This window comes from Aquirufa sp. 5-AUSEE-100C1, from assembly GCF_054558655.1.
Window position 1 is genome coordinate 23,952 of the sequence record NZ_JBPXKO010000002.1, and the last position, 18,822, is coordinate 42,773.

Annotated in this window: 20 protein-coding genes; 15 read left to right on the plus strand and 5 right to left on the minus strand. The window is 42.9% G+C overall.

Features of this window, described 5'->3' with window-relative positions:
- The first annotated feature begins 79 nt into the window (after window positions 1-79).
- From ahcY to purQ, 3 genes are all read left to right on the plus strand, one after another.
- Complete coding sequence (gene ahcY / locus ACMH5P_RS03920; RefSeq protein ID WP_459493016.1) at window positions 80-1,396, plus strand: adenosylhomocysteinase; 1,317 nt, start codon at window positions 80-82, stop codon at window positions 1,394-1,396.
- Window positions 1,397-1,473: 77 nt separating this feature from the next.
- On the plus strand, window positions 1,474-3,060 hold the full coding sequence (locus ACMH5P_RS03925; RefSeq protein WP_459493017.1) for a M1 family metallopeptidase: 1,587 nt from the start codon (window positions 1,474-1,476) through the stop codon (window positions 3,058-3,060).
- Window positions 3,061-3,106: 46 nt separating this feature from the next.
- Complete coding sequence (purQ, locus tag ACMH5P_RS03930; RefSeq protein ID WP_459493018.1) at window positions 3,107-3,793, plus strand: phosphoribosylformylglycinamidine synthase I; 687 nt, start codon at window positions 3,107-3,109, stop codon at window positions 3,791-3,793.
- A gap of 203 nt (window positions 3,794-3,996) precedes the next feature.
- Here purQ and ACMH5P_RS03935 read toward each other — a convergent pair whose 3' ends face one another.
- The 3 genes from ACMH5P_RS03935 to ACMH5P_RS03945 form a co-directional block, all read right to left on the minus strand.
- Window positions 3,997-4,599: a LolA family protein gene (locus tag ACMH5P_RS03935; protein WP_459493019.1), complete on the minus strand. Its 603-nt coding sequence runs from the start codon at window positions 4,597-4,599 to the stop codon at window positions 3,997-3,999.
- Window positions 4,599-7,058, minus strand: a complete 2,460-nt coding sequence (locus tag ACMH5P_RS03940; RefSeq protein ID WP_459493020.1) for an FtsK/SpoIIIE family DNA translocase — start codon at window positions 7,056-7,058, stop codon at window positions 4,599-4,601. Before ACMH5P_RS03940 ends, ACMH5P_RS03935 begins: the two co-directional genes overlap by 1 nt.
- 63 nt (window positions 7,059-7,121) lie before the next feature.
- On the minus strand, window positions 7,122-8,156 hold the full coding sequence (locus tag ACMH5P_RS03945) for a quinone-dependent dihydroorotate dehydrogenase (protein WP_459493021.1): 1,035 nt from the start codon (window positions 8,154-8,156) through the stop codon (window positions 7,122-7,124).
- A gap of 188 nt (window positions 8,157-8,344) precedes the next feature.
- Between ACMH5P_RS03945 and ACMH5P_RS03950 the strand changes: the two genes are divergently transcribed.
- Genes ACMH5P_RS03950 through ACMH5P_RS03960 form a run of 3 tightly spaced genes read left to right on the plus strand, consistent with a single transcriptional unit; the run spans window position 8,345 to window position 10,940 of the window.
- On the plus strand, window positions 8,345-9,307 hold the full coding sequence (locus ACMH5P_RS03950) for an alpha-E domain-containing protein (RefSeq protein WP_459493022.1): 963 nt from the start codon (window positions 8,345-8,347) through the stop codon (window positions 9,305-9,307).
- 54 nt (window positions 9,308-9,361) lie between these two features.
- Window positions 9,362-10,096, plus strand: a complete 735-nt coding sequence (locus tag ACMH5P_RS03955; protein WP_459493023.1) for a peptidase — start codon at window positions 9,362-9,364, stop codon at window positions 10,094-10,096.
- Window positions 10,086-10,940 (plus strand): transglutaminase family protein, encoded by an 855-nt coding sequence (locus ACMH5P_RS03960; protein ID WP_459493024.1) that lies wholly within the window; start codon window positions 10,086-10,088, stop codon window positions 10,938-10,940. Before ACMH5P_RS03955 ends, ACMH5P_RS03960 begins: the two co-directional genes overlap by 11 nt.
- Here ACMH5P_RS03960 and ACMH5P_RS03965 read toward each other — a convergent pair.
- On the minus strand, window positions 10,937-11,668 hold the full coding sequence (locus ACMH5P_RS03965; RefSeq protein WP_459493025.1) for an MlaE family ABC transporter permease: 732 nt from the start codon (window positions 11,666-11,668) through the stop codon (window positions 10,937-10,939). The two genes, ACMH5P_RS03960 and ACMH5P_RS03965, sit on opposite strands and share 4 nt — an antisense overlap.
- Window positions 11,669-11,705: 37 nt before the next feature.
- On the opposite strand from ACMH5P_RS03965, the gene ACMH5P_RS03970 reads away from it, so the two are divergent.
- From ACMH5P_RS03970 to ACMH5P_RS03985, 4 genes are read left to right on the plus strand one after another with little or no spacing between them, the layout of a single operon-like run.
- Entirely contained in the window at window positions 11,706-12,407 is a 702-nt protein-coding gene (locus ACMH5P_RS03970; RefSeq protein WP_459493026.1) for an SDR family oxidoreductase, read from the plus strand.
- A complete protein-coding gene (tsaE, locus tag ACMH5P_RS03975) occupies window positions 12,404-12,826 on the plus strand; it encodes a tRNA (adenosine(37)-N6)-threonylcarbamoyltransferase complex ATPase subunit type 1 TsaE (RefSeq protein WP_459493027.1) in 423 nt (140 codons plus the stop codon). Before ACMH5P_RS03970 ends, tsaE begins: the two co-directional genes overlap by 4 nt.
- A 1-nt stretch (window position 12,827) precedes the next feature.
- A complete protein-coding gene (locus ACMH5P_RS03980; RefSeq protein WP_459493028.1) occupies window positions 12,828-14,042 on the plus strand; it encodes an alanine dehydrogenase in 1,215 nt (404 codons plus the stop codon).
- Window positions 14,039-14,443, plus strand: a complete 405-nt coding sequence (locus ACMH5P_RS03985) for a hypothetical protein (protein WP_459493029.1) — start codon at window positions 14,039-14,041, stop codon at window positions 14,441-14,443. The genes ACMH5P_RS03980 and ACMH5P_RS03985 overlap by 4 nt, the downstream gene beginning before the upstream one ends.
- On the opposite strand, the gene xerD is transcribed toward ACMH5P_RS03985, so the two are convergent.
- On the minus strand, window positions 14,440-15,351 hold the full coding sequence (xerD, locus tag ACMH5P_RS03990) for a site-specific tyrosine recombinase XerD (protein WP_459493030.1): 912 nt from the start codon (window positions 15,349-15,351) through the stop codon (window positions 14,440-14,442). The genes ACMH5P_RS03985 and xerD overlap by 4 nt on opposite strands.
- A gap of 66 nt (window positions 15,352-15,417) precedes the next feature.
- On the opposite strand from xerD, the gene aroQ reads away from it, so the two are divergent.
- The 5 genes from aroQ to ACMH5P_RS04015 are packed head-to-tail and all read left to right on the plus strand — an operon-like array spanning window position 15,418 to window position 18,778.
- Complete coding sequence (gene aroQ, locus ACMH5P_RS03995) at window positions 15,418-15,843, plus strand: type II 3-dehydroquinate dehydratase (RefSeq protein WP_459493031.1); 426 nt, start codon at window positions 15,418-15,420, stop codon at window positions 15,841-15,843.
- A 3-nt stretch (window positions 15,844-15,846) separates the two neighbouring features.
- Entirely contained in the window at window positions 15,847-16,896 is a 1,050-nt protein-coding gene (locus tag ACMH5P_RS04000; RefSeq protein WP_459493032.1) for an aminotransferase class V-fold PLP-dependent enzyme, read from the plus strand.
- A complete protein-coding gene (locus ACMH5P_RS04005) occupies window positions 16,886-17,458 on the plus strand; it encodes a MarC family protein (protein ID WP_459493033.1) in 573 nt (190 codons plus the stop codon). The genes ACMH5P_RS04000 and ACMH5P_RS04005 overlap by 11 nt, the downstream gene beginning before the upstream one ends.
- A complete protein-coding gene (locus ACMH5P_RS04010; RefSeq protein WP_459493034.1) occupies window positions 17,458-18,084 on the plus strand; it encodes a ribonuclease H1 domain-containing protein in 627 nt (208 codons plus the stop codon). The genes ACMH5P_RS04005 and ACMH5P_RS04010 overlap by 1 nt, the downstream gene beginning before the upstream one ends.
- Window positions 18,071-18,778: a tRNA1(Val) (adenine(37)-N6)-methyltransferase gene (locus tag ACMH5P_RS04015; protein ID WP_459493035.1), complete on the plus strand. Its 708-nt coding sequence runs from the start codon at window positions 18,071-18,073 to the stop codon at window positions 18,776-18,778. The genes ACMH5P_RS04010 and ACMH5P_RS04015 overlap by 14 nt, the downstream gene beginning before the upstream one ends.
- Window positions 18,779-18,822 lie beyond the last annotated feature (44 nt).

Below are 18,822 nucleotides of genomic sequence, written 5' to 3' on the forward strand. Positions count from 1 at the left end.
CCTTGCAAAATTTTGTTGCTCCACAATAAAGCCTTAAATTTGCACTTTCTTAAGAATACGAAATAAAAAAAAATACACAATGGCATCACAATCAGGTACTTATGTACCGTTCAAAGTTAAAGACATTGCATTGGCCGATTGGGGTCGCAAAGAAATTCAATTAGCAGAAGCAGAAATGCCTGGCTTAATGGCCTTGCGTGCTGAATTCGGTGCGGCGCAACCACTGAAAGGTGCGCGTATCGCGGGATGTTTACACATGACTATCCAAACAGCGGTTTTGATCGAGACATTAACTGCGTTAGGAGCAGATGTAACTTGGTCATCTTGTAATATTTTCTCTACACAAGATCACGCCGCAGCAGCGATTGCAGCGGCTGGAATTCCTGTGTATGCTTGGAAAGGCATGAACGAAGAAGAATTCAACTGGTGTATTGAGCAAACGTTATTCTTCGGCGAGGAGCGTCAACCTTTGAATATGATTTTGGATGATGGGGGTGATTTGACAAACATGGTTTTTGATGAATATCCTGAATTAATTTCAGGCATCAAAGGTCTTTCCGAAGAAACGACTACCGGTGTTCACCGTTTGTATGAGCGTATGAAGAATGGTACATTGTTCTTACCAGCCATCAACGTAAATGACTCGGTAACTAAATCGAAATTTGATAATAAATACGGTTGCAAAGAATCCTTGGTGGATGCGATTCGTCGCGCGACGGATTTAATGTTGGCCGGTAAAGTAGCGGTAGTTGCCGGATATGGTGACGTGGGTAAAGGATCTGCAGATTCATTACGTGGAGCTGGATGCCGTGTTTTAGTAACAGAAATCGACCCAATCTGTGCATTGCAAGCTGCAATGGATGGCTACGAGGTAGTTACGATGGATGAAGCGGCTACGCGTGCGAACATCTTCGTAACGGCTACAGGTAATGTAAAGATTATCCGTGATCGTCACTTCAAAGCGATGAAAGACAAAGCGATCGTTTGTAACATCGGTCACTTCGATAATGAAATCGACATGGAGTGGTTGAACAACACGTATGGTTCGACAAAAGATCAAATCAAACCACAAGTTGACATGTATACGATTGATGGCAAAAACATCATCGTATTGGCAGAAGGACGTTTGGTGAATTTAGGTTGTGCGATGGGACACCCATCCTTCGTGATGTCAAACTCATTCTGTAATCAAACATTAGCTCAATTGGAATTATGGGCTAATTCGAAAAATTACGAAAACAAAGTATACATCTTACCAAAGCATTTAGATGAGAAGGTTGCATTCTTGCACCTAGCACACATCGGTGCGAAATTGGAGAAATTAGAGAAAGATCAAGCGGAATACATCGGCGTACCTCAAGCAGGTCCATTCAAGCCGGAACACTACCGTTACTAGGATTTTTTCCTTCCAATCAAAAGCTGCACTCACATGGTGCAGCTTTTTTTATATCTTTAATTTCATTAATTAAATCGATGACTTACAAACTACTACTTATCCTGCTTTTGCCCTTCGGAGTTTGGGCGCAACAATTTAGTCATGCCGACAGCCTTCGTGGCACCTTAAGTCCAGCCAGAGCTTGTTTTGATGTCAAACATTATGACCTCCGTGTTTCCGTAAACCCGTCCGAAAAAAGCATCTCAGGAAGTAACAGCATTCGCTTTATCACAACTCAGAAAACATCCGAAATACAATTGGACCTATTCGCGAATATGGTCATCGATGAAATCCGTTGGGCAGGCCAAAAAGTAAATTTCCGTCGGGACGGAAATGCCGTCTTCATTCTAGCTGGCAAGGAAATCCCAGCGAAACAAGAGCAAACCGTTTTTGTCAAATACCATGGATTACCTCGGCCTGCCGTAAAACCTCCTTGGGATGGTGGATTTTCCTGGACTAAAGACCCCCAAGGAAATCCCTGGGTTACCGTTTCCTGTGAGGGATTAGGCGCCTCGGTTTGGTGGCCCTGCAAGGATCATCCCTCCGACGAACCCGAATCAATGGATATTCGAATCGAAGGACCGAAAGGATTGATTAGCGTGTCGAATGGAAACATGATTGAAAAGAAAAGTCATCAAACGACTGATGAATACCATTGGCGGGTAAGTTACCCCATCAATCTGTACAACGTCAGCATCAACATGGCGAATTATGCGCATTGGTCTAAAAAGTTGACCCAACTGAATGGCAAGTCCTTGGATTTAGATTTCTATGTGTTAAAAGAAAACGAGAATATAGCTAAAAAGCATTTCGAGCAAAGCGAGGAAATGCTTCGCATTTTCGAGAAATACTTTGGCCCCTATCCTTTCCCCAAAGATGGGTATGCATTGGTGGAAACCGACTACTGGGGGATGGAGCACCAAAGTGCTGTGGCTTATGGCAATCATTACAAGAATAATAAGTTTGGCTTTGACTTTATCATTATTCACGAATCAGCCCACGAGTGGTTTGGAAATTCGATTTCCTGCTCTGACCACGCTGACTTATGGATTCATGAGGCCTTGGGAACCTATGCCGAAGCCATTTACGTAGAAGAGAAATTTGGAAAGGCTGAGGCACAGAAATACCTGAATAACCAACGAAACAACATCCGATACGCCTTCCCGATTGCGGGCCCTTACCACGTAAATTACCAACATCCTGATTCCGATATGTATTTCAAAGGAACCTGGATGTTCCATACGCTCCGAAACATCATCAACGATGATGCCCTTTGGTTTAAAACCCTGCGAGAATTTTGTCTGGCATTTTACCACAAGAACACGAATACGGCAGAAGTGGTAGAATATTGGTCCAAGCACCTCAACAAGCCAATCAAACCCTTATTCATGCATTATTTGTATCAGGTCAAAAACCCGAACTTACAATACCAGATCAATCAATCGGGCTCTAGCTACACCCTCCGGTACCGTTGGTCGAATCTAGGAGATGAAATCAATTTTCCTTTGGTGCTGAAAACAGGGGAAAAAATAATTCCGAAATCGCAATGGCAGGAAGTGAAATTGAAACACATCCCGCAATTCGATGAAGAACGCTATTTATTTGACAAAGAATTGCTAAAATAAATCGCTGAAATCCTGTATTTTTGTAACAAATTAAGACAATCAAAAAATGAAATTTGGCGTAATCGTATTTCCGGGTTCCAATTGTGATGATGACACCGTTGGCGTTATTCAAAGTTTAGGCCATGAGGCCGTTAAATTATGGCACAAGGATACCGATTTACAAGGATGTGATTTCATTATCGTTCCGGGTGGCTTCTCGTATGGAGATTACCTACGTTCGGGTGCAATTGCGCGCTTTTCACCGATCATGGACCACGTGATTGAATTCGCTAAAAATGGCGGTTATTTAATGGGGATTTGTAATGGCTTCCAAGTATTGGTTGAAGCACATTTATTACCAGGCGTACTTTTGCGTAATAACTCGCAAAAATTCATTTCAAAAAATATCTATTTAAAAGCAGCTACCAACAATGCGCTTTTAACCCAAGAATTAGACTTAAATAAAGCTTATAAAATACCGATTGCACATGCGGAAGGTCGTTATTTTGCTGATCAAGCCACTTTGGCATCTTTGCAAGCGAATGACCAAATCTTGTTCTATTACTGCGATGCTGAGGGTAAAGTAACCGAGGAAGCAAATCCGAATGGGAGCTTATTAAACATCGCAGGTATTTGCAACGAAGGTCGTAACGTGTTTGGTTTGATGCCTCACCCTGAGCGAGCAGCTGATCCCGATTTAAATAATACGGATGGCTTGGAGATCATGAAGCAATTAATACTCGAATTAGCATAAACACAAAAGGCGCGAATCTCGCGCCTTTTTTTTGCCATCTGTAGAGACGTGATACCTCGCGTCTTTTTTTATATTGAATGTAGAGACGCGACACCTCGCGTCTATGTTACGCGACACCACGGGTATGTTTTTTTATGTTGATAGTGCAGACGCGATACGTCGCGTCTATCAAGAAAAAGACGCGACGTGTCGCGTCTCTACATTTATCTCAAATCATTTACCTCTACGCCAGGAAACGACTTCTTGTTGAACGTAAAGTACGCATCATCAACCCCAGCCTTTGGATTTAATTTCGTTACGCTAAACGCTTGTTTCTTTCCGGCTTTGTTAAGGATAGTCCAGGACTTCACCGTAAAATCCGCTACATTGATTTTAAGCGTCACATTCTTTACTTGAACCGCTTTACTCGTTGGCGCCATTTCAACGGTTGCTACGCCGCCCGATTCATTCACCAACGTAAACTTATAGCCTTTCTTATCAAACGTATAAATTTTGGCAGGATTCAAATCCCCATCGGCCGGATCAAAGGCAGAAATATTTACCTCATTAATTTCCTTGATATAGGTCGCCACTTCTTTCCCATTATTAAAGATTTCCTGACCAGCTGTCTTTAATCGAAACTTGGTCCCCTTTACGGTAATAGAACCACTCATGGAATTTCCGCCGTCCGTTTGATACGTGAAATTAGCCGAGAAAGAACCCATGCTCTTATATTTCTTTTGCATCCCATCAATCAAGCTAATCGCTTTATTCGATTGCGCCCAAACTGGCAAGGACAATAATACAAATGCTACGAATGTCTTCATTATTTTAAATTTTTCAAGATTTCTTCTAATTCCGTTTCCGATTTAACCAATACCTCCCGGGCCTTGGAACCTCCAAATGAACCCACGATTCCCGCAACTTCCAATTGGTCAATTAGACGACCCGCACGGTTATAGCCCAACTTCAACTTTCGCTGAATCAACGAAGTACTACCCTGCTGATGCATCACAACCAAACGCGCCGCTTCGTCAAAGAACGAATCCCGATCCCCTAAATCAATATCGCCACGTTCTTGACCCCCCATTTCATCCGAATCGGGCTCTGGCAATAAATAGGCCGACGTATATCCTTTCTGGTTACCGATAAAATCACAAATCTCTTCCACCTCCGGCGTATCAACAAATGCGCATTGCAAACGAATTACCTCGGATCCCATCGATAATAGCATATCACCCATGCCGACTAATTGATCCGCTCCTCCCGCATCCAAAATCGTACGCGAATCGATTTTCGACATTACTTTAAAGGATAGACGCGCAGGGAAGTTGGCCTTAATCGTACCCGTAATCACGTTAACCGAAGGTCGCTGCGTAGCCACCACCAAGTGGATACCAATCGCACGGGCTAATTGTGCCAAACGCGCAATCGGATGTTCTACCTCCTTACCGGCGGTCAACATCAAGTCGGCCAACTCATCGATCACCAACACGATATACGGCATAAAGTCATGCTCGTTCGGATTTAATCGACGATTGATGAATTTCTGATTGTATTCTTTAATGTTACGGCAACCTGCATCTTTCAACTTATCGTAACGCATATCCATCTCCTTACACAAGGAATTCAAGGTAGCAACAACCTTCTTCGTATCCGTAATAATCGCCTCCACAGAATCCGGTAAACAAGCTAAGAAGTGACGCTCCAATTTGTTGAACAACGATAATTCCACTTTCTTCGGATCCACCAAGACGAACTTCAAGGTCGATGGATGCTTTTTGTAAATCAACGAAGTGAGCAACATATTCAAACCTACCGATTTACCCTGACCCGTAGCTCCTGCCATCAATAAGTGAGGCATTTTGGCCAAATCCGTCACGAAGATTTCATTTGAAATCGTCTTACCTAAAGTGATTGGTAAATCGAAGGTCGACTTCTGGAATTTCTCGGAACCGATCACCGCACGTACTGGAACCATCTCACGATTCTTATTCGCTACCTCGATACCGATAGTCCCTTTACCCGGCATTTGTCCAATAATACGAACACCCATGGCCGCTAAGGAAAGCGAAAGATCATCCTCCAAGGAAGTAATCTTACTCACACGAACACCAGCCTTTGGCACAATCTCATATAAGGTTACCGTGGGCCCAATCGTCGCCTCGATCTTCTGAATACCAATACCATAGTTCAACAAGGTCTCGACAATCTTCTCTTTATTCTCCTTCAGCTCATCCATTGTCACCTGTGTGGTCTGATTCTTTTGATCATATTCCTTTAACAGGTCGAGCGTCGGATACACATAACTTGGCAAATCTGCCGTCGGATCATACAGGCCAAATTGCGCCACCAAATCATTCGCCTGAACAGTTGTCGTTACCGGTGTTTCCTCAACCTCTTCAGCAGCATCATCCTCATCCGCCACTTTAAATGTGAATGGCGTTTCATCTACTTCTTCCAATGCCGCTTCCGCAATTTGTTCTTCTACCACTGGCAAATCTGCCGGCAACACATCCGCTTCATCTTCTAACTTAACCGGAGGAACGTGCGGACGATAGGTTTCTAAATCTTCGTTATCTACATGGTAAGTAGAATCATCATTGTCATCAAACAAGGGCACTTCCTCTTCGGTCTCATCTGTAATAACGCCGCCTCCTGAAGCTGCAGCCTGAATTTTGGGCTTCGCTGGATTCCATTGATAAAATAGAATAAAGAAGACCAAACCGGCAAAAGCAATTGCCGCCACGGCTAAATAACCAATCAATTGAATTAATTTTTCGCTCACAAAATAGCCAACGCCCCCACCGATGGAATGTGGTAAATCCAACTGATACACAAAGAATCCAGACAACAAAGACCCCCAAATAACATAGAAGATAATTTGCCAAGTCATTCGGTCTAAAGGGTAAATCTCCTTCTTAAATACCAACTTAATGCCTGACAAAATGAATAAAGGAACAAGTAAAAGCGATGACCAACCAAAAGTTCTAAACAAAAAGAAATGTGCAATCTTAGCTCCCAATAAGCCCGCCCAGTTTTTAACCGGAATATCAGAACCCGAAATAACATCCACAACACCTTCGGAAACCTCACTTTGATCGGCTACACCCGCAAAGAAACTCGAGACAAAGGCCAACAACAAAAGTCCACCTACAAGAAATAAAAAGCTACCAAATATTAAACGGACACGATACGCAATCTCAGCAGGAGTCTTTGGCTTGCGGCTTTCATTATCAAAATTAATCTGAAGGGTACTCGTGGGGTTAACTATCTTCTTTGCCATCTACGAACAAACATATTTAAACATATAAATTTCGACTTTTTACGCCGATTTACAAAATCAAAATTACAGGCCCGCCTGTACAATTCCCTGATTGATTTTTTTAATTAAGGCAGGACCCTCATAAATAAAACCGGTGTAAATCTGAACCAATGAAGCACCCGCTTTTAACTTCTCCAATGCATCCTCCGCAGAATGTATCCCTCCTACCCCAATGATTGGAATTTGACCTTGTGATTTCTGATGAACATAGGCAATTACCTCCGTCGATCGCGCGCGTACCGGCTTACCACTCAATCCCCCTTGTTGGGAAGTAAGTGCATGATCCGATGTTAAGCCGTCCCGTGATAACGTCGTATTCGTCGCTATCAAACCTGCGATACCCGTAGACAAGACAATCTCGATGACATCATCCAACTGCTCATTCGTCAGATCCGGTGCAATCTTTAATAAAATCGGTTTCTGAACCGGCTTCGCAGCATTTAAGCCTTGTAAACGGTTTAATAGTTGTTGCAGAGGCTCCTTTTCTTGCAATGCTCTCAGATTAGGCGTATTCGGCGAACTGACGTTAACCACAAAATAATCAACCACATCGTACAAGGCTTCAAAACCCAAGCAATAATCTTCCTCCGCCTGATCATTTGGGGTAATTTTATTCTTTCCCAAATTCCCTCCCACAATGACCTTCGATGTCCGAACCGCTAAGCGTTGCTTCATCGCCTCCAATCCTTCATTATTAAATCCCATCCGATTAATAATTGCCTCATCCGAAGGCAAACGAAATAAACGCGGTTTATCATTTCCTGCTTGCGCCTTCGGAGTAACCGTTCCCACTTCAATGAAACCAAAACCTAAATTGGCAAATTCATCGACCAACAAAGCATTCTTATCAAATCCTGCGGCTAAACCAACGGGATTCGGGAATTCAATACCAAAAACCGTTCTTTTTAAACTGGGATGCTCATACCCATAGATCCAACGAAAAAGTGCAGGAATGCCAGGAATTCGCATGGAAAACTTGATAATATCGGCCAACAAATAGTGAGCACGCTCCGGGTCAAAAAGAAAAAAGAAGGGTTTAATCAGGTATTGATAAAACATAAATAAAGGCTTGATTCACAAAGAACAAAAATACGAAATAGCCCCCGATTATGGGAATAATTCAAGGATTATCTGCAAAATCAAAAGACAATTCAAAATAAACCCAAAGCCCACAAGGCCAATTCAAAAAAAAGATTAATTTTAAATCACCTTCCAGGTAATCAAGCATTTAATAAATTACAAAGCCTATGTTAAGTCGTGTAGCCAACTCCATTTATTGGATGAATCGATACATTGAACGCGCAGACAATTACGCGCGTTTCATTTCCGTGAATTTCAACTTAGCACTTGACCTACCACCCAACGTTCCGGAACAATGGGAGCCTTTGATCGTCGCGACAGCAGATCATTATAATTTCTTCGAACATTACCCCGCGGCAAATCGAGAAAATGTCTTGCATTTTATGACCTTCGATGAAAGCAACCCGAACTCCATTTTATCCTGCCTTTACAGTGCCCGAGAGAATGCTCGCACCATTCGGGAAAGTATTTCCAGGGAAATGTGGGAATATGTCAACCAAATCTACTGGAAGGTCAAAGACCGCGTCGAGGGAAGTAAAGACTGGGAAATTTCCCGTTATCAAGGTTTTTTGGAGGAAATTAAATCGGGAAGTCAATTGTTTTACGGGATCGTAGATTCTACGATTACCCGAGGCGAAGGTTGGCATTTCGGTCAGTTGGGGAAATTATTGGAGCGGGCCGACAAGACCACACGCTTTCTGGATGTAAAATATTTTACGCTATTACCTGACATTGACGCGATTGGATCCCCATTGGACCTCTTACTTTGGTCGGCCGTATTGAAATCCAATTCTGCCTACAACATGTTTCGCCAACAGTATAAAGTAATCAACCCCAAAAACATCGTTGAGTTCCTGATTCTGGACAAAAGCTTTCCTCGTTCGGTGGTGCATTGCCTACAAGAAGCCGAGGCGTCTCTTTATGCGATTTCGGGCACATCATTCGAAAATGGATATTCCAATCCAGCAGAAAAGAAGCTTTCCAAATTACTTTCCGAGGTGGAATTTACCGAGATTGATGATATCCTTGACACAGGTCTTCATCAATACCTGGATAATTTCCAATCTAAAAACAACGAGATTGGCCAAACCATATTCAATACCTATTTTGATTTGAAACCGGTCAGCTAAGCCCGTCTCAATTTAAATTCGTAATATTGCTATCCCATTTGCCACCCATCAATTATGACATATTGTTTAGGAATAACTGTTAAAGAAGGTTTGATAGCCATTGCCGACACGCGGATTACTGCGGGTAATGAGATGTATTCCAACAAGAAAATTTCGATTCACGAGGTAAACAATCACAGCCTATTCATCATGACCGCGGGTTTACGCTCGGTTCGTGACAAAGCGGTCACCTATTTCAATCAAAAAATAGAGGACGAGGAATCGACTTATGACTACATGTTTCAAGCAGCTACTGCTTTTGGTCAAATGCTTAAACAAGTTGCTCAAGAAGATCGTGAATCACTCGAGAAAGAAGGATATGCCTTTAATTTACACGCTATCGTTGGTGGCCAAATGGCGAAAGACAGCGAACATAAACTCTTTTTAATCTTCCCAGAAGGCAATTGGATTGAAATCAATGACGGCTTAAAATATCAGATCATTGGCAATTCCAATTACGGAAAACCTTTATTGAATAGAAACCTTAGCTATGAAACACCATTAAAAGATGCCTTAAAAATGGGGTTTTTGTCTTTTGATGCGACCCAAGTAAGTACCAATGATGTGGATTATCCCATCGATGTGGTCGTTTACGAAAAAGGAAGTTACAAAGCCAAAGAGATTCGACTGCACAAAGAAGACATGCAAAAAATCTCCGATGATTGGAATTTGGCGCTACGTAATTCACTCGAAAGCATCGAAGAATACTGGATGAAAAGCTTACTGACTTTGCCCTCCAATGATCGCTAAAATCCAACACAGCCTTCATTATCAATACAGCGAACCCGTAACCCTGGATCCGCATATCCTGTATTTACACCCCAGGAAAAGTTCCCTGTTGACAGTTCAGTCATTTGAATTGCGGATAGACCCACAACCCGTTCAAATTTCGAAGAACTTGGATCCAGAAGGCAATACGCAAAATATCTTGTTTTTCAAGGAGCCTGTTCAATACCTAGACATCCGGATGGAAACCCAAGTGGGAACAACGGAATTCAATCCATTTGATTTCGTTTACTTTCCCTTTGAGAGCAAACGCTTACCGATGCGCTATTCGGATTCGTATTTGAAAACTTTAAGCCCTTACCTTGGATTGGAGGGAATTGGGGCAATCGTAGAGCAAACGGCACGCCAACTCGCCTCTCAGGTTCAATACGAAACCTCTGCCTTTTTGATGCAAATCAATGAATTCATCTTCAAAAATTTCGCCTATGAAATTCGTGAAGAAGGTGCGCCAAATACCCCAGAACTTACATTATTGAGCCGAAAAGGTTCATGCCGTGATTACGCCGTTCTTTTCTCAGCGCTTTGTCGGGCCATGGGCCTCGCCACCCGCTTCGTTTCTGGCTACTACACAGGCGTGGCTCCTGTGGATGTTCCGAATCAAACGCATCATTTACACGCTTGGGTAGAAGTATTTTTACCGGGAGGCGGATGGAGAGGGTATGACCCTACCCAACACGAAGTTGTGTCCGGAAATCACATTCCTTTAGCAGCGTCATGTCTACCCGAAGAAATTACACCGGTTTATGGGACTTATCGAGGGGCAGCCACCTCGATTTTGACAACAAACGTATTTATTGAGCGAATTTAGCCGACCAATAATTGGGCTAATAGATAATCCGCGATCAAGATTGCGATACAGGCATTGGTCACGGCAGCGGTACTCGCCTTTCCTACTTCATAGGCTCCACCTTTCGTATAAAAACCCTGAAAAGCCGCAATAGTAACCACAAGAAACCCAAAAACGACCGATTTAATCAAGGCGAATAAAACGTAATTGGGTTTGAAGGCAAACTGAAGGCCGTAGATATATTCTTGTTGGGTCACTGCACCTGTCAACCACCCCGCCAAATACCCCCCGTAAATTCCAAGAAAACAAGCCATGGTCACTAACATCGGGAAGGTTAGCATCGCAGCAATCATTTTAGGAAGAACCAAATAAGAAGATGAGTTGATTCCCATCACCTCCAAGGCATCGATTTGCTCAGAAATGCGCATGGTTCCTAATTGACTGGCAATATTTGACCCAATTTTACCTGCTAAAACGACACATGTAATGGTAGGACCTAATTCTAAAATCGTCGAATCTCGAACAATGAGGCTAATGATGTATTTTGGAACAAAGGGATTGTCCATGTTAGCCGCCGTCTGCACGCAAGTAACGGCTCCCAAAAACGATGCCACAATGGTCACAATAAGCATCGAATTGATGCCAATATCTTTACATTCCTGCATCATCAAAGCCCAGTATACCCGAAATTTCTCAGGATTTGTAAACAGCTTACTCAGGAAGATTAAATATTTACCTAATTTTGACATGCGTTTGAATTTAAGAACGCGCTAAGTCTCAAAGATAATGAACAAATCCGTAGTTATAAGTGGAGGAAGCCAAGGAATTGGCAAGGCACTCGTAAAAAAGTTTTTAGCCGAACAATTTACCGTGTTTACCTGTTCCCGAAGCCAAGCCAAATTAGATGCCCTCGCTACGGAATTAGCGAACGATCGTCTCCATACGTTTGCAGCCGATTTAAGCCAAAAAAATCAAGTACTTGATTTTGCGAATTGGGTTTTGAAGCAGACTAATCAGATCGAGGTACTTGTAAATAATACCGGTGTTTTTATACCTGGCCAAATTCAAAATGAGGCAGACGATTTACTCGAAAAAACCATCGAGACCAATTTGTACAGTGCTTATCATTTAACCCGAGCTCTTTTGCCTGTTTTTCAAGGTCAAAAATCGGGCCATATATTCAGTATCTGTTCGACGGCCTCGATAACGGCCTATACCTTAGGCGGTTCTTATTGCATCAGTAAATTTGCCTTACTCGGATTCACCAAGGTTCTCCGCGAGGAATTAAAAACCCAAGGCATCAAAGTAACAGCTATCCTACCCGGAGCGACGCTAACACCCTCGTGGGATGGTGTCGAATTACCGGAATCCCGCTTCATTCCTGCGGATGATGTGGCAAAGACCATTTACTCGGCATATCAAATGAGCCCATCCACGGTTTTAGAAGAAATCCTGATTCGACCTCAATTAGGTGATATCGATTTATGAGAAATTGGGAGAACTATGGATTGAGTGATTTGCCTAAAGTCGCGCGCGAACTTATCGAGGCACTTAAGGATGCACCCAAAGTTTGGCTTTTTCGCGGTCAAATGGGCGCGGGCAAGACGACACTAACGAAAGAAATTTTAGCCCAGTTGGGTGTGAAAGGTTCCGTTCAAAGTCCTACGTTTTCATTGGTCAATGAACATCAAACGCTAGCTGGGCAAACAATCTATCATTTTGATTTATACCGACTAAAGAATGTACAAGAGGCTTTGGCAATCGGAATTGAGGAGTATTTAGACTCCGGTGATTTATGTCTCATCGAGTGGCCCGAACAGGCAGAGGAGTTGTGGGACTTTCCGCATGTCACTTTTGAAATCGAGGCGATCAATGAATTAGAAAGAAAATTATCACTAAATTGGTAATATGCGTACAACGAATCCTTTTCACGAATTACTCTCCCAACAGGGCATCATGCCAATGGAGGCCATGAGTTGGACCAAACAAAATGCCAAAAGCATTCAAATTGCCCTCCCAAAAGAAACGGCAGCTTTTGAAAATCGAATCAGTTTAACCCCTCAGGCAGTTCAATTATTGGTCGCTAATGGACACGAGGTGATTGTGGAAAATGGAGCCGGTGAACGTGCTGGATTTTCAGACGCTGATTATTTATTGGCCGGGGCGAGTGTTACCGATGATCTCCAACAAGTTTGGCAGGGAGGATTGATTTTAAAAATCAATGCCCCCACACTCGAAGAAATCGGTCGGATGATGCCAGGCCAAGCATTCGTATCTTGTGCCTCAAAACAACAAATTACTGGGGAATTACTCGATGAGATCAATAAAAAACAACTCATTGCGGTAGGCCTTGAATATGCTGAAGATAACGCTGGAGGATTTCCATTCGTTAAAATCATGGCAGAAATTGCGGGGCAATTGGTCTTGCCCATTGCCAGTGGGATCTTGAGCAACCACAAAGGACCCGGACTCTTAATGGGCAATGTCACGGGGGTACCTCCATGCAAACTCGTGTTGCTCGGTTCGGGACATGTAGTGGAACAAGTGGCCCGCGCCGCTTGGCATGCAGGCATTCAAATGCAAGTATTTGACAAAGACATCTATAAGTTACAGCGCTTAAAACATACCTTGGGCTTTCCGTTGGTCACCCAAGTGATTGATTCAGAAAATTTACCTCAAGCATTGCAAGAGGCCACGGTCATTGTGGGTGCCTTGCGCTCCGACTCTGGTGTGACCCCATGCGTAGTGACCGAGGAAATGGTGAGCAAATTGAAACCGGGCACCCTAATTATCGATGTGTGTATCGACCAAGGCGGTTGTTTCGAAACTTCGGAAATAACGAATTTGGGCAAACCTGTGTTCAAGAAATTTGGCATAAGTCATTATTGCGTACCTAATATCCCCTCCCTGGTTTCTCAAACGGCCAGCATCGCGATGAGCAATTTATTGACCTCCTTTGTCTTAAAAGCCGGAAAAACCGGGGGTGTGGAGGAAATGCTCTGGCAAGGAAAATCCTTTATGAAGGGAACTTTCTGCTACAAAGGACATGTTACCCATGCAACCATTGCCAAATTGTATAAAAAACCACTAAAAGATATTCAACTCTTATTATTAGCTCGATGATTGAAGATTACACCGCCCTTTCCAATGCACCTAATTCACCGGATTTAAACGGAAAATACTTGGGATTAATTTCAAGCGATTTTGTTTTGGTTGCTGATGCATTAAAAGAAGCCGCCTATCAGATCAAAAAACGAGGCTTTTCGGATTTCCCTATTTTCGTTTGCTCCCAACGTCCGATTGAAATCGGTCAAATGTTAATTGGTGTAAACGAACTCAACGGTAATAAATGGAATTACCATGCCTCCATGATGGAGGAGTTTGTCCAACGGAAATTAATCGCAGAAGAAAACGTTGAGTTATTCGTGCAAAATTTCAAGGATATTGAGGAATATGCTTGCCTTTTTGTCGTAGATGGCCAATTTACCAATTTCGTCTTTATCCCCTTCCCGGAAGAAAACTAGTTGGCACGACGATTCAGAGGATGGTAATCATGGACCATTTGAGTCAAATAGGCGCGATCTAAATGGGTATAAATTTCGGTGGTCAGAATAGACTCATGACCCAGCATTTCCTGAACCGCGCGCAAATCGGCACCCCCTTCAATCAAATGCGTCGCAAAGGAATGGCGGAAAGTATGCGGACTTATCGTTTTCGTAATCCCTGCTTTCGCGGCTAATTCCTTGCAGATGATAAATACCATGACCCGACTTAATGCCGCTCCCCGTCGATTCAGAAAAACGATGTTTTGAGCCTCCTTCTTGCAATCCATGTGATTTCGCACCTCCTCCAAATACAGATTCAAATACCGAAAGGCATCTCGACCCGCAGGAACCAAACGTTCTTTGTCCCCTTTGCCTCGTACCTTGATTAAGCCTAAGTCGGCATATATATCCGTTAATTTCAAACTCACTAATTCCGAGACACGAAGACCAGCGCCATAAAGAAATTCCAACATCGCTCGGTTGCGAATCCCTTGGGGATTGGACATATCATTGGAATCCAAAATGAGTTCTATCTCATCAAAGGAGAGTGTATCGGGAAGATGGCGCCCTTTTTGAGGTGATTTGATGTGGACGGTTGGGTCACGAAAATCCGGATTTTCCAAGGACAGGAATTGGAAAAAACTGCGAAGGCCCGACAAACATCTTGCTTGGCTACTTGCCTCTATGCCCAAATCATGAAGAATCTTAAAAAAATCTAGAATGTGGTTTTCTTGTACCTCGATCGGGAGAATGGCGTCAAGCTTTTGATCGGTCAAAAATTGGGCGAATTTAGAGACATCATGCACATACCCACTGTTGGAATGTGCAGAAAGACCGCGCTCAATCTTTAAATAATTACCAAAAGCTTGGATTTCCGTGGACCACATGAATGCAATATTGCTATATTCCTGTAAATTTAGGCTAAATTTGAAATATAGCACATCCAATGAACCATGGTACGGAAAAAGATATTAATCCTGAACGGTCCTAATTTGAATTTATTAGGCAAACGTGAACCCGAAATTTACGGTCACCAAACCTTCGAACAGTTCTTGGAAATTCTAACGGAGAAATTCAAAGACAATTTGGAGATTTCATACTTCCAATCCAATGAGGAAGGTGCGATGATTAATAAGCTCCATGAAGTAGGTTTTTCTTACGAAGGCATCATCTTAAACGCGGGAGGCTATACACATACTTCGATTGCGATTGCAGATGCGGTTGCGGCGATTAAAACCCCTGTTATCGAGGTGCATATCTCGAATGTGCATGCACGTGAGGCATTCCGTGGCCACAGTTATTTAAGCCCGAATTGCAAGGGAATCATCGTGGGATTCGGACTACGAGGATATGAATTAGCGTTAACGTCTTATTGCTAACCGATGCTTTCATTTTACCCAGGTCCCTCCAAGGTTCATCCGGAGGCGTTGGATTTTATCCGAGACGCCTTTGACCAGGGTATTGTCAGCATTAACCACCGAAGCACTCGTTTCGAAGCGCTCCTAAAAGACACCTTAGAGATACTCCATGAGAAATGGAATATACCTACTGATTATACGATTTATTTCGTTTCATCGGCCACAGAGGCTTGGGAAATTGTCGCTCAGTCTTTTATTGAGAAGCAATCCCTACACCTCTACAATGGGGCTTTTGGAAAAAAATGGACGCATTATACAAAGCAAATTTTTCCAAATGCACGATCCATTGAATTTGATGCGCAGCAATCCTTAGGTGAAATTTCGTTGCCAAATCTTTCTGATATCGATACCATCTGTTTGGTTCAAAGTGAAACCTCCAACGGAACGGGGCAAGCTATTCAACGAAGTTTATACGGGGATGCCTTAATTACCGTCGACGCCACTTCATCCATGGGAGGCATTGACTTGGCCTGGGAAGAAGCTGATGTTTGGTTAGCCTCCGTCCAAAAATGCATGGGAATACCCGCAGGACTTGGCATCATGATTTGTTCGCCAAAGGCTTTGGCAAGAGCTAATCAATTAGGCCACAAAGGACACTATAATGATATCTTGCTGATGGAGGACAACCGAAAGCGTTTTCAAACCCATTATACACCGAACGTTTTAGGCATTTATGTGCTTAACCGACTGACGCACAACTTACCCAATATTCGAGTCACCCATCAAAAAACGTTGGAGAAAATGGCGATTTGGGAGGAATATTGGAAAAAAAACAAACGTTGGGGATTGGAATTTTTGATCGAAAAACCGGAATTGAGGTTAGCCACGGTACTCGCATTGAAAGGTCAGCCTGAGCAGATTAAACAAATTCAGGCGCATTGTTTAAATGCCGAAATCGAATTAGGCAAGGGTTATGGCGATTGGCAATCCACGACGGTACGAATCGCAAATTTTCCGAGTCATACGATAGCAGATATTCAGACACTTATTAATCAACTAGACCATGAACTTTAACATTAAGGAAATTTTATCGTCTTCACTGATCTTATTTTCGGTAATTGATATTTTGGGCTCGATTCCCATCATCATCGACTTACGCAAGAAAAATGGAAATATTCATGCGGAACAGGCAACGCTGGTTTCGGGTTTGATTATGATCGGCTTCTTCTTTGCTGGAAAATTGATTCTTCGTTTTTTCGGAGTGGACACGAATTCCTTTGCGATGGCGGGCGCCTTAATCATCTTTTTGATTGGTTTGGAGATGACCTTGGGGCGTAATATTTTCAAATCGGAAGAGGTGCAAGAAGGATCCGCACACAGTATTGTACCCTTAGCCTTCCCGATTATTGCAGGGGCAGGTACGATGACAACGCTAATCTCGCTGAAATCACAATTCGAAGAGGAAAATATCATGGTGAGTATTCTCATCAACCTGATTTTTATCTACATCGTATTGCGTTCAAGTGTTTGGATAGAAAATAAATTAGGCAATGCGGGAACGCAGGTATTACGAAAAGTATTTGGTGTTATTTTGATAGCGATTGCAATCAAGATCTTCAAAACACGTCTGGGTTAATGGCTAAAAAGCAAAAATATTATGTGATTTGGGAGGGGCATCAAAAAGGTATTTTTGATACTTGGGCCGAAACGGAAAAAAACATTAAAGGTTTTCCGAATGCCCAGTACAAATCCTTTGAATCCCGTGCCGAAGCTGAGGCCGCATCCAAGAAGAATTATTGGGCTAGCATAAATCCTAAATCAAATAAAACACTAAAGCCATCGGGCATGGCCGGCCAATTCATCCTACCGAGTATCTCCGTTGATGCTGCCTGCGCTGGAAATCCGGGTATATTAGAATACCAAGGCGTAAATACCGCCACGAAAGAAGTGCTCTTTAAACGAGGACCTTTCCCCGTTGGAACTGTCAATTTAGGTGAATTTCTAGCCATCGTCCATGGTCTCTCCTATCTAAAAAAACTCGATTGTCCATTTCCCCTGTATTCGGATTCCAGAACGGCAATCGCCTGGGTCCGTAACAAAGCCATCAAGACGAATTTGGAGCGGAATGCGTCGACTGCTGAATTATTCGAGCTCGTCGACCGAGCTATTGAATGGCTAAAAACGAATAGCTACACGACCAAAATCTTAAAGTGGGAGACTGAGGATTGGGGTGAAAATCCGGCAGACTATGGCCGAAAATAGATCCATTTTCCATTTCAAACAATTCGCACTAGCCCATGGAAATCCTGGGCTTAAAATTACGACCGAGGCATGTTTGTTTGGGGCGTGGTCGGGGAAATTCCCCCAACAAAACACCTTGGACATTGGTACGGGTTGTGGTTTACTCATTGGTATGCTCGCACAGGCGTACCCTACCTCCCACTTTACGGGGATTGAAATTCAAGCGGACGTAGCTGAGCTTGCTCAAGAAAATATGAGCGCATTGGCTAATCCCAATATTAATATCAAGACTATTGCGTTAAGCGACTATCAATCCATCCATGATTTCATCATTTGCAATCCACCCTTTTTCATCAATCACCTGAAAAATTCGGACACCTCGAAAAACCAGGCCATGCACAGCGATACGCTAAGTCCGGAAGAATTAGCAGAAGGTATACGCAGAAATTTGAAGGCCGAAGGAAAATTTACCGTACTCTATCCTCCCGTTGGGATGAAAAAGTTCGAAAAAGCCGCGTTAGAAAATGGACTTTATTTGAATGAAATTTGTGAGGTAAAACACCAAGCTAACCACGAAACGCTACGCATCATGGCCCAAGGTTCATTTCGAAAAAGCGAAATAAAAACCGAAACGATCTGCATCAAAGAACTTGATGGAAGGTATTCCGAGGAATTCACCAACTTATTGAAACCATACTATTTGATATTCGACTAATATTATCCGTTGAAATTTGTATTTTTGTTTGTTTGACGCCCCAC

Bases quoted from the DNA above. Each gene is read 5' to 3' on its own strand.
- ahcY (WP_459493016.1), top strand. From the start codon at position 80: ATGGCATCACAATCAGGTACTTATGTACCGTTCAAAGTTAAAGACATT.
- ACMH5P_RS03925 (WP_459493017.1), top strand. From the start codon at position 1,474: ATGACTTACAAACTACTACTTATCCTGCTTTTGCCCTTCGGAGTTTGG.
- purQ (WP_459493018.1), top strand. From the start codon at position 3,107: ATGAAATTTGGCGTAATCGTATTTCCGGGTTCCAATTGTGATGATGAC.
- ACMH5P_RS03935 (WP_459493019.1), bottom strand. From the start codon at position 4,599: ATGAAGACATTCGTAGCATTTGTATTATTGTCCTTGCCAGTTTGGGCG.
- ACMH5P_RS03940 (WP_459493020.1), bottom strand. From the start codon at position 7,058: ATGGCAAAGAAGATAGTTAACCCCACGAGTACCCTTCAGATTAATTTT.
- ACMH5P_RS03945 (WP_459493021.1), bottom strand. From the start codon at position 8,156: ATGTTTTATCAATACCTGATTAAACCCTTCTTTTTTCTTTTTGACCCG.
- ACMH5P_RS03950 (WP_459493022.1), top strand. From the start codon at position 8,345: ATGTTAAGTCGTGTAGCCAACTCCATTTATTGGATGAATCGATACATT.
- ACMH5P_RS03955 (WP_459493023.1), top strand. From the start codon at position 9,362: ATGACATATTGTTTAGGAATAACTGTTAAAGAAGGTTTGATAGCCATT.
- ACMH5P_RS03960 (WP_459493024.1), top strand. From the start codon at position 10,086: ATGATCGCTAAAATCCAACACAGCCTTCATTATCAATACAGCGAACCC.
- ACMH5P_RS03965 (WP_459493025.1), bottom strand. From the start codon at position 11,668: ATGTCAAAATTAGGTAAATATTTAATCTTCCTGAGTAAGCTGTTTACA.
- ACMH5P_RS03970 (WP_459493026.1), top strand. From the start codon at position 11,706: ATGAACAAATCCGTAGTTATAAGTGGAGGAAGCCAAGGAATTGGCAAG.
- tsaE (WP_459493027.1), top strand. From the start codon at position 12,404: ATGAGAAATTGGGAGAACTATGGATTGAGTGATTTGCCTAAAGTCGCG.
- ACMH5P_RS03980 (WP_459493028.1), top strand. From the start codon at position 12,828: ATGCGTACAACGAATCCTTTTCACGAATTACTCTCCCAACAGGGCATC.
- ACMH5P_RS03985 (WP_459493029.1), top strand. From the start codon at position 14,039: ATGATTGAAGATTACACCGCCCTTTCCAATGCACCTAATTCACCGGAT.
- xerD (WP_459493030.1), bottom strand. From the start codon at position 15,351: ATGTGGTCCACGGAAATCCAAGCTTTTGGTAATTATTTAAAGATTGAG.
- aroQ (WP_459493031.1), top strand. From the start codon at position 15,418: ATGGTACGGAAAAAGATATTAATCCTGAACGGTCCTAATTTGAATTTA.
- ACMH5P_RS04000 (WP_459493032.1), top strand. From the start codon at position 15,847: ATGCTTTCATTTTACCCAGGTCCCTCCAAGGTTCATCCGGAGGCGTTG.
- ACMH5P_RS04005 (WP_459493033.1), top strand. From the start codon at position 16,886: ATGAACTTTAACATTAAGGAAATTTTATCGTCTTCACTGATCTTATTT.
- ACMH5P_RS04010 (WP_459493034.1), top strand. From the start codon at position 17,458: ATGGCTAAAAAGCAAAAATATTATGTGATTTGGGAGGGGCATCAAAAA.
- ACMH5P_RS04015 (WP_459493035.1), top strand. From the start codon at position 18,071: ATGGCCGAAAATAGATCCATTTTCCATTTCAAACAATTCGCACTAGCC.